This window comes from Klugiella xanthotipulae (assembly GCF_006716695.1).
GTDB classification, from domain to species: domain Bacteria; phylum Actinomycetota; class Actinomycetes; order Actinomycetales; family Microbacteriaceae; genus Klugiella; species Klugiella xanthotipulae.
Map to the genome: position 1 here is coordinate 189,781 of NZ_VFPN01000004.1, position 13,488 is coordinate 203,268.

At 68.0% G+C, this 13,488-nt stretch carries 6 protein-coding genes; 4 read left to right on the forward strand and 2 right to left on the reverse strand.

Features of this window, described 5'->3' with window-relative positions:
- The first annotated feature begins 123 nt into the window (after positions 1 to 123).
- Complete coding sequence (locus FB466_RS13230; protein WP_141919026.1) at positions 124 to 927, forward strand: 4'-phosphopantetheinyl transferase family protein; 804 nt, start codon at positions 124 to 126, stop codon at positions 925 to 927.
- Here the strand turns inward: FB466_RS13230 and FB466_RS13235 are convergent.
- Both FB466_RS13235 and FB466_RS13240 read right to left on the reverse strand, forming a co-directional pair.
- A complete protein-coding gene (locus FB466_RS13235; RefSeq protein WP_141919028.1) occupies positions 924 to 2,633 on the reverse strand; it encodes a (2,3-dihydroxybenzoyl)adenylate synthase in 1,710 nt (569 codons plus the stop codon). The genes FB466_RS13230 and FB466_RS13235 overlap by 4 nt on opposite strands.
- A complete protein-coding gene (locus FB466_RS13240) occupies positions 2,630 to 2,899 on the reverse strand; it encodes a phosphopantetheine-binding protein (protein ID WP_141919030.1) in 270 nt (89 codons plus the stop codon). The genes FB466_RS13235 and FB466_RS13240 overlap by 4 nt, the downstream gene beginning before the upstream one ends.
- Positions 2,900 to 2,972: 73 nt before the next feature.
- On the opposite strand from FB466_RS13240, the gene FB466_RS13245 reads away from it, so the two are divergent.
- The 3 genes from FB466_RS13245 (at position 2,973) to FB466_RS13255 (ending at position 13,445) form a co-directional block, all read left to right on the forward strand.
- Positions 2,973 to 6,887 carry an amino acid adenylation domain-containing protein gene (locus FB466_RS13245; RefSeq protein ID WP_281285181.1) on the forward strand — a complete coding sequence of 1,305 codons (3,915 nt, stop codon included), beginning with the start codon at positions 2,973 to 2,975 and terminating at the stop codon, positions 6,885 to 6,887.
- Between the two features lie 112 nt (positions 6,888 to 6,999).
- A complete protein-coding gene (locus FB466_RS13250; protein ID WP_141919034.1) occupies positions 7,000 to 10,116 on the forward strand; it encodes a hypothetical protein in 3,117 nt (1,038 codons plus the stop codon).
- A gap of 227 nt (positions 10,117 to 10,343) precedes the next feature.
- Positions 10,344 to 13,445 (forward strand): immunoglobulin domain-containing protein, encoded by a 3,102-nt coding sequence (locus FB466_RS13255; RefSeq protein ID WP_141919036.1) that lies wholly within the window; start codon positions 10,344 to 10,346, stop codon positions 13,443 to 13,445.
- Positions 13,446 to 13,488: the final 43 nt, after the last annotated feature.

Below are 13,488 nucleotides of genomic sequence, written 5' to 3' on the forward strand. Positions count from 1 at the left end.
CTCCGGAATACCGGGTCGTGTAGGTCGATTATTTATGCCAACCACAGTTTTTCCACGACGGAGGTTTCATTATGATCACAAAATCAGTCGCCCCGAAAAAGCCAGTCGGGTAGTGTGCTTGCTATGGACATTACTGCCCAAACCCGAACAGCGTGGGTACGCTGGGTTGACCCCGGCCAGCCCGTACGACCGTTCGGTACACGCGATTTTCGCCTCCTTGACATTGCCGAGCGCGCCCGCTGGCGGCGGATACCGCGCCGTATAGATCGCGAGCGGTTTACCACCGGACGAGCAACGCTCAAACGTCTGGTCAGCGAGATTCTGGATGTCCCCGCGAGTACCGTCGCGGTGGTCGAGCAATGGTTCGGCGATCGCCGTGGTCGCCCGCAGCTGTGGGTGGGCGGACGGCCCAGCGAGTTGAGTATGTCGATTACGCACTCGGCCTCCCGCGTGGGCGTTGCGGTATCGGATGCCCGCTGCGGCATCGACGTGCAAGACGTTGCCGCCGTCGTTCCCGTGCTCCACTCCGGCTTCGCGTTTGCGCCCGGAGAGTTGCAGGCCATCCGTACCCTGGACGGCTCACCCGAGGCGCAGGCTACCCTGTGGTGGACCCGCAAGGAGGCGGCTCTCAAGGCACTGGGTGTGGGGCTGCTGCATCCGCCACACCTGCTGGATGCGCGCAGTGAGGAGTCGCTCCGCGCGACCGTCCCGTGGGGTGGCGAGGACCCGGTGACGGATAACCCCGACGACATCGTGCCGGAGTCGCCCGCCGGATTTGGCTGGGCGAAGGAGTGGGATACGCTGCGCATCCGCGACCTTGATCCGGGCAGCCCGGGGTATCGCGCATCGCTCGCACTCGTGGGTGTTCCCGAGGGGGCGTTGATCGAGCTGCGCGAGGTGGCGGCACCGGTGCTGGAGCTCGTCTAGGTTTTCAGTTCGTCGCTGTGTGAGGAAAAGTCACCCGGCTGGGGCTGCGGTGCGGGCTCGGTGAGGAGCGCCGCGAGCTGGGTGCGGAGCTGGGCGCGGCTGATCTTGCCGACCGCGGTGAGGGGAAGGGTGGCCACGAACGCGTAGTCATCCGGGAACTTGTAGCGCGCGGTGCCGAGTGTGGTGAGGTGTGAGCCGAGGGTCTGGGCGGTGAGTGCGGGAGTGGCCTCCACCCCGCTTCGGGGCACGATGAACGCGTGGATGATCTCCCCGCGCGTCGCATCCGGTCGGCCGACCACGATGGCCTCGTGCACGGCCGGGTGGCTGAGCAGTAGATTCTCGACCTCTTCGGCCGAGATTTTCTCGCCCGCCCGGTTGATGATGTCGCCGGAGCGGCCCCGCACCTCGATCGCGCCGTCGGGCCGCAGTCGCACGATATCGCCAGTGCGGTAGAAACCGTCATCCGTGAAGCTTGTGGCGTTGGTCTGGGGGGCATCGAAGTAGCCGTTGATCGTGTACGGACCGCGCGTGAGTAGGTGTCCACTTATCCCCGCGGCAACCGGGGTGTCGCCGTCATCCACCACCCGGATCTCGTCGTGCGGGCTGAGCGGGCGGCCCTGTGTGTGGATGATCGCCTCCTCGGTGTCATCGAGGCGCGTGTAGCTGACGAGGCCCTCGGCCATGCCGAAGACCTGCTGGAGGGTGCCGGGCATCCGGTGAAGGAGTCGGCGGGCCACCTCGGGGGCGAGCCTGGCCCCGCCCACCTGGAGCAGACGAAGGGAGGAGAGCGCCGGGCGCGCGGGGAGGGCATCCAACCAGACGGGCGCGAGCGGGGGGACAATCGCTGTGACGGTGACCCGTTCGCTGTCGATGAGCGGGAAGCAGACGTCCGGTGAGGGGGCCGCGGCGAGAACAACCGTGCCGCCGGCGAGCAGGGTGCCGAGGATGCCCGGCGAGCTCATGGTGAAGTTGTGGGCCACGGGCAGGACGGCGAGGTAGACATCCCGGTCGGTCATCCGGCACACCTCGTTGCTCGCGCGTACCGAGTAGAGGTAGTCGTCGGCGGTGCGCGGGATGAGCTTGGGGATGCCCGTGCTGCCACCCGAGAGTTGCAGGAAGGCAATATCGGCCGGGTCTTCGTGGCGGCTGCGGCCGGGGGTGCCCGGGGTGATCGGGTCGGGGGTGGTGTAGAGGGATGCGGGGTCGGTGAACACGGTGGGGTGCGCTGGTTTTTCGGCGTGGGTCGGGTGCGCGGGCAGGTCCACGCGGGCGGCGGCCTCCCGCGCGATATCGCCGTGCCGCACGCCCAGGTGCCGTTCCACGGTGATGAGCGCGGGTGCCCCCGAGCGACGGAGTACGTGGCTGAGCTCGTGCTGCCGGTGGCCGGGGAGCGCACACACGGGGAGCGCGCCGAGCCGGAAGAGTCCGAAGAGTACGGGGAGGTAGGGCAGCGTGTTGGGGAGGTGGAGCACGACGCGCTCGCGGGGGCGGATGCCGAGGCGGGCCAGGCGGGTGGCGGCGGTGCTCGCGGCGGCATCCAGTTGGGCGTAGCTGAGGCGGGTGTGGCCGTCGGTGACCGCGGTGTTGCCGGGCCAGCGGGTGGCGCTCTCGCGCAGCAGGGCACCGAAGGTGGCACCGCGCCAGTAGCCCGCGGCCCGGTAGGTGGCAGCGCGCTCGGCGGGATAGGGGGTCGCTCCGGGGATCACGTGACGGCCCCTCGTGTGAGGAGGGCGACCCAGGCCTCGATGCTGGGGGCGTCGATCAGGTCGATGAAGGTGAGGTCACAGCCGTGGGCGCGGAGCTGCGAGGTGAGGCTCATGAGCTCGATTGAGCCGAGTCCGTGGTCGGCGAGGTCTGTGCTGCCGGGCAGCTCGCGCACGCCGGGTACGTAGCGCTCGGCGAGGTGCACAATCAGTTCGCGCGCCTCGGCGGCGGTGGGGGGTGGGCTGTCGGGGGTGAAGATCACGGGCATCCTCTTCTGTTTTCTCGTTAAAGTCAGATATTAGTTAGGGTAGTCTAAGATAACTTTCATGTCACGGGGAATGATGCCGCTCCTGCGAGCGCAGCACGGAATATGGATGGCCCAGCAACTCGCACCGGGAAGCCCGGTGTACAACACGGGTCGCTACCTCGACCTACCGGCAGCGCTCGACGGACCACGCTGGTGCGACGCCGTGCGCGCGGTTACCGCGCGCCACGAGGTGCTGCGGGCCCGGTTCGGGCAGGACTCCTCGGGCCACCCCGGCCAGGAGGTTGCGGAGACCGCCGCCTGGCACCCCGAGGTGCGTGACCTGCGCAGGCACGAACACCCCGAGGCTGCCGCACTCGAGTGGATGCGCGCCGATATGGCCGTGGCCCGGAGCCTCAGCGGTGAAGCGGAGGCCGACGGCCGCCCCGCCGACCTCGTCGCCGAGGTGCTGCTGCGCATAGCGGACCACCGCACGCTCTGGTACCAGCGCGCGCACCACCTGCTCATCGACGGTGTGGGACACTCGATGCTCTTCGCCGAGATCGCGCGGGTCTACGCGGGGGAGGTACGGCCGGACTCGGCCCCCACGCTCGCCGAGCTGGTCGCCGCCGAAGGCGAGTACGCGGCCTCCGAACGAGCCGCCGCGGACGCGGACGCGTGGGCGGAGGGATACCGGGCGGGGTCGGTGACGCTCGCCGAGCATCCGCCCACCGGCCCGGTGCCGCCGCCCCATCGACGGCACTCGCGCACGATTGACGCCGTGGTGCTCGCGGGTCTCACCCGCGTGGCCGCCGAGGCGGGTCCCTACTCGTGGCCCGACGCCTGCGCCGCCGTGTGGGCGCACCTGCTGGGCCGACTCGCCGGGGCGGAGGAGGTGGTGCTGTCGCTGCCCTATATGCGCCGCCGCGGCCGCCCCGAAACCGCAACCCCCGCCGTGCGCGTGACGGTGCTGCCGGTGCGCTTCCAGGTGGGGCCGGGCCGGACGCTGGGCGAGGCGATTGCGGGGGCCGGGGCGGGCATCCGCCGGGGAGCGACCCACCAGGAGGCCTCGGGCGACGAACTGCGCTCGGCCCGGCTCGCCGCGCTCCGCGGCTCCGCGGCTGCCCCGGTGGCGGGCTGGCACCTCAACATCAAACCCTTCCACGACGACCCGACCGTTGCGGGGATACCCGCGCGGATGGTGGACCTCTCGGCCGGTCCCGTTGAAGACCTCACCGTGAGCGTCTACCCCCGCGGCGATGGCCTGCACCTGGACGTGGACACCAACCCGGACCTCTACGGCGAGGAGCGCGCCGCCGACCTCACCGAGCGACTGGTCGATCAGCTACGGCAGGCTGCGGGACTCAGCGCCGCCAGCCAACTGGGTGAGCTCTCGCCGCTGCGGGGTGGACCGGCGGGGCCCGAGGCTCTCGCGGTGCGGTCCTGGGCGCACGGTGCCCGGGTAGACCTGCCGGAGCGTACCCTCGTAGACCTGCTGGCCGCCCGGGCGGCGGCGGTACCCGACGCGATTGCGGTGACCGGGGACCGCGCCGAGGGCGGTGCCGACGGGACCACGCCCTCCTGGACCTACCGCGACTTTCACGCGTGGGTTGGCGACCTTGCCGCGGCGCTCGCCGGGGCCGGGGTGGTGCGCGGCGACGTGGTTGCGGTATCACTCGACCGCAGCCCCGAGATGGTCGCCGTGCTCCACGCCGTGCTGCGCTGCGGTGCCGCGTATCTGCCGCTCGACACGGGATATCCGCCGGGGCACCTCGCCGGGATGGTTGCGGATGCCGCACCCCGGCTGATCGTGACCACGGGCCCCGCCGGGCTCGTGCTGCGCGACCCGGCCGGGGAGGGCGCGGACCGTGCGGTGGCGAGCATCCCGCGGGGGTGTCCCGTTCCGCCTGCCCCCGACGATATTGCCTATCTCATTTTCACCTCCGGCTCGACCGGCCGACCGAAGGGGGTTCCGATCACGCACCGGGCCATCGTCAACCGGCTGCTCTGGATGCAAGGGGCCTACCCGCTCGGCCCCGCCGACCGGGTGCTCCAGAAAACCCCGATCAGCTTTGATGTGTCGGTCTGGGAGCTGTTCTGGCCGCTGATCGTGGGGGCGCGTCTCGTGGTGGCTGCCCCGGAGGTGCACCGGGACCCGCACTCCCTGATCGACACCGTTGAGCGTGCCGGGATCACCGTGCTGCACTGCGTTCCCACCGTGCTCCAGGCGCTCATTGCCGCCGCCTCATCCCGCACCTCTGGTGCCGTCACCCCTGGGCTGGACTCCCTCACCCGCCTGTTCTGTAGTGGCGAGGTGCTGCGTGCCGACACGGCCACGGCTTTTTATGCACTCTGCGATGCCGAAGTGGTCAACCTTTACGGACCCACGGAGGCGGCGATTGACGTGACCCACTACGCGGTTCCGCGGGGGGTGACGGCGACCGGGGGTATCCCGCTCGGTACACCCGTCTGGAACACGGGTGTACACGTGCTCGATCACACCCACTGCCCGTTGCCGCCCGGCTATCCGGGTGAGATCTGGCTGTCCGGGGTTCAGCTGATGCCGGGATACTGGCGTCGCGAGAACCTCGCCGCCGACGGCCGCTACCCCACCGGTGACCTCGGTCTACTCCGCCCCGATGGTGTGCTTGAGTACCGGGGTCGCCTCGACGGGCAGGTCAAGCTGCGTGGACAGCGGATTGAACTTGACGGGGTGGCCGCCGCCCTCGGCCGTGCCCCGGGGGTGCGGGAGGCGGCGGCGGCCGTGCACTCCACCGCCGGGGGCGACGCGCTCGTTGGGTACATCGTGGGTGATGCTGAACCCGAGGCGGTACGGGCCCACGCCGCGCGGCTATTGCCCGGATACATGGTGCCGACTGTGGTGGTGAGCCTGCCCGGGATGCCCACCGGGCCCTCCGGCAAACTTGACCGGCGCGTGTTGCCTGCCCCCGTGCTGCGGGGGAGTGCGGAGGCCGGGGAGGCTCCCCGCCCCGGGCGCGAACGCGCCGTGGCCACGGCGTTTACCGCCGTGCTCGGTGTGCCCGCGGTGTGCCGGAACGACAATTTTTTCCACCTCGGGGGTAACTCGCTCAGCGCGGTGACCCTGCTCACGCGTCTCGCGGAGCCTCGGCTCAGTCTCGGCGACGTGTTTGCGAGCCCCACCCCGCGCGGTCTCGCGCGTCTTCTGGGCGGGTCCGGCCCGGGTGGGCTGGGCTTTGAGACGCTGCTCCATCTTGCCGGTGACCCCGGTGGCGACCGGCCGCTGTACTGTGTGCACCCCGCGGGCGGCTTGGCCTGGCCGTACGGCACGATCGCGCGGATGATGGTGCAGAGCCCGAGCCTGCCCGTCGATACCGTGGTGGGCATTCAGGCGCGCGGTTTTGGGGGCGAAGCTGTGCCGGGTTCTCTCGCCGAAATGGCCGAGATGTACGTTGACGCCGTGCGGGCCACCCACCCGGGCGGGCCGTATCAGCTGCTCGGCTGGTCGGTGGGTGGGATGCTCGCCCACCACATGACCGCCCGCCTCCAACAGCTCGGCGAGCGCGTAGAGCTGCTGGTGCTGCTGGATGCCTACCCCGGCGGTCAGTGGCGTCAGCGGCCCGAGCCGGGCCCGGGTGAGGCGATGGTGGCGCTGTTGCGGATGGCGGGTCGCGGTGTGCCAGCCGGGGATGACGTGCCCACGGTGGAGGATGTGCGCGCGGCGTTGAGCCGGGAGGGGCATCCGCTGGGCCGCCTTGGCGATGACCGTCTCGCGGCCCTCGTTGGCATTGTGGGGAACACCATGCGGCTTGTGTGGCGGGCCGAACATCCGGTTGTCGACGGGGACGTGTATTTTGTGCGGGCGGCGGCCTCGGGGGCGGAGTCGTGGTGTGATCCGCTCGCCTGGGCCCCCTCGGTGGCGGGTGAGCTGCACGTTCTGAATCTGCCTGCCCGGCATGAGGAGCTGGTGCATCCGGCCCACGCCGCGGCAATTGTCGGGTTTCTCTCGGCTACGTGGGGGCTGAGGGGGTAGATACCTCCCGGATGGGTGTGTACGGTAGTAAACCCTGGCTACTATTAGCCAACCCTAACCAAAGTCGGATGTTTAGGGTATGACCACCCCCCTGACGAGGAGAAAAAGCATCATGAGTCATGTTATCCATCAACCGGGCCACAGACCCGGGTTGTTTCACCGCGGTAAACGCACGGTTGCCGCGGTTGCCGTCGCGGCGCTGACCGCCGGCGGCCTGATCGTGGGGGGCGAGAATCCGGCCCTCGCCGAGACGGCTTCGGATACCGTCGAGACCCTCCCGGTAACGCGCGATATCAGCTTTGTCGCGCAGCGAGCCCAGGGCCTCCCCGGCCAGCGCCAGGTGGCGCACTCCGCACGCACCGGTTCGCTGTACGTGACGAGCGCACGCGGGAAATCGCCTGTGACGACGGCGACCCTGGCGAAGCTCGACCCCAACACCCTCACCGTTCAGGCCGTGGCCGATCTGCCCGTCATCCCGCACGGCTCGGGGGAGACCGCCGGATTTAAGCGTCTGAGCCCCCGCGGTATCGCCGTGGACGACACCAGGGGTACCGTCTGGGTGACCAACACCCTCGACGATCAGTTCTCCGTCTACGATCAGGAGACCCTGGACGAGGTGGCGAGTAGCTACCGGGGCCACGCACAGCGGGAGCAGGAGAGCGGTGCCATCACCGTGTCGGCCGAGGTGAATAAGCCCCGTGCGGTGATCATTGACGAGAAGCGTCGGCGCGCCTACATTTCGGAGGCACCGCACGCAACTAATTCCATCTCGGTGTATGACGCGGACACGTTTGAGAGCGTGAAGGGGCTCACGATCCCCGGCCGGATGGACTATCCCACACCCGGCAAAATGGCTGTTCCCCTCATCACGAGTTTCGGCCTGGACCAGGAATCGGGTCTGCTCTACGCCACCGATTCCCGTACCGATGAGGTGTACGTGATCAACCTGGAGACCCAGGAGCTGGTTAAGCGTATCCCCATCACACATCCCGGTGGGGAGAGTGGGCGTAAAAAGCTTCAAGCGTCGAGCGTCGCGATTAACGCCACCCTGGGTGAACTCTATGTGGCGATCCCGGGCGATAATATGGGCGGTTGGGCTGGCCTCATCGTCTACGATCTCACGACCGGTGCCGAAAAATACAGTGTGTACACGGGGAGCCGTGCCCGTGCGGTTGCCGCGGACACGGCGAAGAATCTTATCTACGTGGCGGACTACGATGACGGCACCGTGACGGTGATTGACGCGCTCAGTCAGGAGGTTATTGAGAAGATTGACGCCTCCGTTCGGGCCGCGAGGCACATTGTCGTGGCTGACGGCAGTGCCTACGTGGTTGACAACGCTGGAGACTTCACGGATGTGGAGATTCCGTGGGGCCTGGACTACGCGACCGGTGCAGTGGGTTCCGCCACCACCGAGGTTCCGGGCTACCGAGAGGGTGACTCCCCCGTTATGGCTGACCCCCGTCCGATTAACGCGGACGGTATCACCAAGATCACACCCGGTGCAGTCACGCCGCGCGTCTACGTGCAGAACACCAAGAGTCTCCTCCCTGGCGAGGAGCTGGTGCTCTCCGGCAGCGGTTTTGCTGCCGGTCAGCAGCTGACCGTCACTATTGATGGTGATGCGTATGGCGTTGTCGCCGGTGACCCGGGCGAGGCGGGCGCGGCGACTACGCGCGGTCCTATCCGGGCGGATGCCCACGGTTCCTTCACGGGTGAGGCGGTCACGCTCCCCACCGCGACGCTCCTCGATCAGAAGGTCACCGCGCCGGGCGACCATACCGTATCCCTCCGGGGCAGCAGCCCCGAGACGAGTGCGCAGGCCACGTTTGTCATGGCCACCGCGGCCACCTGCGAGTCGGCCTCGCCGCCGCTCACTACGACCACTGCCGAGGGTGACGCTGTCTTCTACAGCCCAGCCGAGGTTGTTGTGGGTGAGCAGATTGTTCTCTCCGGTACGGGCTTTAAGACGTCCGATAAGTCGGCCGGTTCGGTCGGCATGATCGGCTTGGCCTCGTCGACGGGGGAGGGCGAGATTCAGGTGAAGAACCGCACCATCGAGAACCAGGGCCCGAAGGCCCTTCAGGGCTATAACTATCCCCTCGTCCACGGGGTGTTTCAGGCAGATGATTCCGGTGACTGGAACATCAGTATCCCCTTCCCCACCTCGGAGAACTCCTCCCTGAAGGCAGGCTCCGAGTGGCAGGTGGGGCAGACCTACAGTGTCAGTGTGTCCACCGATAACATGGCGAAGGGAGACGTCTGGCGAGACCTGAGAGCCGCGGTTAAGGTCGTCGCCCAGCCCGGCGCGGCCCCGGAGGAGGAGTGCGTTCCCGTCGCCGAGGTGGCGCGCGCGATCTTTGAGCCCGGGGAGATCCGGTCGAGTAGTCCCGTGCCGTTTGCGGGATACCCCGCGCTGGGTGCCCAGTACCGGGCACCCGTCGTGACCGCGTCACCCCTGTCCGTCTCGGTGACCCCCGGCGAGCAGGCAACCTTTACCGCTGCGGCGAGCGGCGTTGCCGCGCCCACCGTGCAGTGGCAGATGAGCGCCGACGGCACCGAGTGGTCGGATATTGTCGGTGCCGCGACGAGTACGCTCACCCTCGACAACGTGGAACCGTTGGCATCGGGTAACCGCTACCGTGCGGTCTTCACGAACAGCAGGGGTGAAGCCATCAGTGAGGCGGCCACACTTCTGGTGAACGTGCCGAAGCCGGCCGAGCACGAGACCGCCGCTGTGGTTGCCCCGACGGTTGATGACCTGCGGACGCGTGACGCGGGCGATCTGACGGTGACGCAGACCGGTTCGACCGTGACGGTGGGGAACCTCCCCGTTGCCGACGATACGTGGGTCTGGATGTACGGGTACCCCGCAGCACAGAAGATGGGTGCGCACGCCGTGACGGGTGGTGAGACCACGGTGGATGTCTCCGCGTTTGAACCCGGTGAGCACTCGCTTGCCGTCTACGACGATGCGACCCTGCTGGGGTACGTGCCGGTGGCGATTGCCCCCGCGGAGGCGGTCCCCGCCGAGGCTATTGCGGTCGATACGGTCGTGACGGATCCGGTTGCGGCAGTGTCCACGGACGGGAGCGCGGCCGGTGCCGCGCAACTCACCCGAACGGGTGCAGAGGGTGCTGGTCTGATCGGATTCGGGCTGCTGGTTCTGCTGGTCGGGGTCGGTCTCGTGTATCGCGGACGTCGCCGAGCCGCGGACGCCATGCGGTAGGCGCTGTGCCCTCGGGGCGGGGTCGTCGGAGTTTTCTTCGGCGGCCCCGCCCTCTCGTGATAGCCCCTTCGGGCTGCCCGGGTGGGGGCGTTGTGGCGTTGTGCGCCGCGGGGTGGACAGCCACCGATGAATGCTATAACTTAGGTGAGCCTAGACTTAGTTAGTCAATCCTTACTAAAGTCTGATCTTTAGGTAATTCACCCCCCTGCATCAGAGGAGAAAACACCATGACCCATGTCAGTCAGCGATCAGGCCCTCCGGCCGGGTTATTCCACCACGGTAAGCGTACGCTCGCTCATCTGGTCGCGACCGCGCTCACCGTCGGCGGCCTCACCGTGGGAATCGGCACCGCCGCCCACGCCGAGACGGCCCCGGAGGCCGTCGCCGAGACTGTCGCCCCCGTCACCCGCGACCTCAGCTTTGACTCACAGCGCGTCCAGGGCATCCCGGGTCAGTACCAGATTGCCCACTCCGACCGCAGCGACTCGCTGTACGTGACCGGTTCGAGCGGCCGCCCGCCGATCATCACGGGGACGCTCGCCAAGGTTGACCCCGAGACCCTGACGATTGAGGCCGTGGCCGACCTGCCCGTCATCCCGCACAGCTCGGGGGCCACCGCTGGGTTTAAGCGTCTCAGCAACCACGGCGTCTATGCGGACGATAAAAACGGTACCGTCTGGGTGACCAACACCCGCGATAACCAGGTTTCCGTCTACGACCAGGACACCCTGAAACAGCTCTGGAGTAGCTACGAGAAAAACGCGACCCGCGACCCGGAGACCGGAGCGACAACCGTCGCGGTCGAGGTGAACCACCCCCGCGAGGTCATCATCGACGAGGAGCGCGGCTTTGCCTATGTCTCTGCCGCCCTGCGCGGCACGGGCGACCGCGTGGCCGTGACGGTCTACAACACCACCACGTTTGAGCATGTGACAGACATCGACATCCCCGACCGCGTGGACTATCCCGCCGCAGGCGAGAGTGTCTACCCCGTGACAATGGGCTTCGACATTGACCCCGCATCGGGCACGCTCTACGCCAGCGATTTCCAGACCGATGAGGTGTACGTGATCGATCTGGCCACGCAGACGCTACAGAAGCGCATCCCGCTGAACAACCCCAACATTGCCCAGGGAACCCGCACGCTCCAATCGTCGAGCGTAGCGATCAACGCCACCCTCGGTGAGCTGTACACGGCCAACCAGGGTGCCGGCGGTTCCGGGTGGTCGGGCCTGGGGGTCTACGACCTCACCACGGGTGCGTTCAAATACAACATCCAGACGGGCAGTCGGGCGCTCGCCGTTGCCGCCGATACGGAGAAGAACCTCATCTATGTGGCCGACTTCGCCGACGGCACCGTCACCGTTGTGGACGCGCTCAGCCGCGGCGTGATCGAGACGATCACCGTCTCCGCCCGGTCCGCCAACCACATCATCGTGGCCAACGGCAGCGCCTACGTGGTGGACAAGTCCGGCGACTTTACCGGCGTGGAGATCCCCTGGGGCCTCGACTTTCTCACGGGAAACGTGGGCACCTCCGCCACCGAAGTAAAGGGCTACACGGGTACCCCGCCCGTGCTCGCCGACCCCACCCCGATCACGGCCGACGGCATCACTAAGATCACGCCCGGAACGAGCGTCCCGCACGTTTACGTGCAGAACACCACGAGCATTGTCCCCGGCGGCGAAGTGGTGCTCTCCGGCAGCGGTTTCGCCCCCGGCCAGCAGCTTGCGGTGAAGATTGATGGCGACGCGTTTGGCCTCGTCGGCGGTGGCGAGGGTGAGGCCGGTAGCGAGACCACCCGCGGCCGCATCCAGGCGGATGCCTCGGGCTCCTTCACCGGCGAGAAGGTTACGGTTCCGGCCGAAACCCTCGTGGGCACGAAAGCCATCACGCCGGGTGAACACACCGTATCCCTGCTCGACAGTAGCCCCGTGACGAGCGTGCAGGCCACGTTTGTCACGGCCACCGCGGCCACCTGCGAGGCAACCCCGTTGGCTCCCGTTGAGAGCACACGAGAGGACGGTGACGGTGCGGTTCTGCGCACCCCCGCCGAGGTGGTTGTGGGCCAGCCGATTGTGCTCTCCGGCACGGGCTTTAAGGTCACCGCGGGCACGTCCGGACCGGTCTTCATCAACCAGCCCACGGGCGGCATCGGACCGGTGAACGTGGCCAATCGCACCATCGAGAACCAGATTCCCGGCAGCACCTACTCCGATGCCCGCGCCCAGGGTGTGTGGCAGGCGGATGCCTCCGGTAACTGGAACCTCAGCATCCCGTTCCCCACCCCGGCAAACTCGACCATCCCGGCCGGGTTTGAGTGGCGGGCGGGGCAGACCCAGACGCTGCGCGTCCTCACCGGTAGCCTGGCCGCCGGTGACACCATCCGTAGTATCGAGGCCACGTTCCGGGTTGTCGATACCCTCAGCACGGCGGTAGATCCCGACTGCGTGGCCGTCGCGCCGACAACCCCTGCGGTCTACGCGGCGGGCACCAGCTCACCCAGCCCCCAGACGTTTGCGGGCTACCCCGAGCTGGGCGCACAGTACCGGGCTCCGACGATCACGGCTTCGCCCGTTTCCGTCTCGGTGCCGACGGGCGACAGCGCCACGTTCACGGCCTCGGCGAGCGGTATCCCCGCCCCGACGGTGCAGTGGCAGTCGAGTAGCAACGGTACCGTCTGGTCGGATATCCCCGGTGCCACGCAGGTCACGCTCACGGTCGAGAAAGCCGAGAAACTGGCCTCGGGTACCCGGTATCGTGCGGTCTTCAGCAACCTGAAGGGTGAGGCGACGAGTGAGGTGGCCACGCTGCTTGTGAGCGTGCCCGAGCCGACCGAGCATGAGGGTGCCGAGGCGGTCGCCGCCACGACCGAGGAGCTGCTGCCTCGCGGTGCGGGCGAGTTGACGGTTGTGCAGACCGGGTCCACCGTCACGGTGGGGAACATCCCCCTCGCCGACGGTGAGTGGGTCTGGGCGTACGGCTACTCGGCCGCTACCGCCCGGGGCGCGCACCCGGTGCTGGACGGTGCGACGACGGTGGATGTGTCCGGTTTCGCGGGCGGCGAGCACCATCTTGCGCTGTATGACGGGGCGAACCTGCTCGGGTACGTTCCGTTTGTGGTCGCTCAGGAGGCGGCAGCGGTTGAGGCGGCAATGGTTGAGGCGGGGTCCGTTGATTCGGGTGTCGCGGGTTCTTCCGGCGGCGCGCAACTCACCAATACCGGCGCGGAGGATGCGGGCCTGGCCTGGTTCGCGGCTCTGGTGCTGGTGGCCGGGGCCGGTCTCGTCCTCCGCGGGCGTCGCCGAGCTGCGGACGCCTCAGCGTAGGTATCCCCGGGCGGGCCGTCGTGATCCCTTCGGCGGCCTGCCC

Excerpts from the sequence above, each read along its gene's own strand:
- FB466_RS13245 (WP_281285181.1), top strand. The coding sequence starts at position 2,973 with ATGCCGCTCCTGCGAGCGCAGCACGGAATATGGATGGCCCAGCAACTC.
- FB466_RS13240 (WP_141919030.1), bottom strand. The coding sequence starts at position 2,899 with ATGCCCGTGATCTTCACCCCCGACAGCCCACCCCCCACCGCCGCCGAG.
- FB466_RS13230 (WP_141919026.1), top strand. The coding sequence starts at position 124 with ATGGACATTACTGCCCAAACCCGAACAGCGTGGGTACGCTGGGTTGAC.
- FB466_RS13250 (WP_141919034.1), top strand. The coding sequence starts at position 7,000 with ATGAGTCATGTTATCCATCAACCGGGCCACAGACCCGGGTTGTTTCAC.
- FB466_RS13255 (WP_141919036.1), top strand. The coding sequence starts at position 10,344 with ATGACCCATGTCAGTCAGCGATCAGGCCCTCCGGCCGGGTTATTCCAC.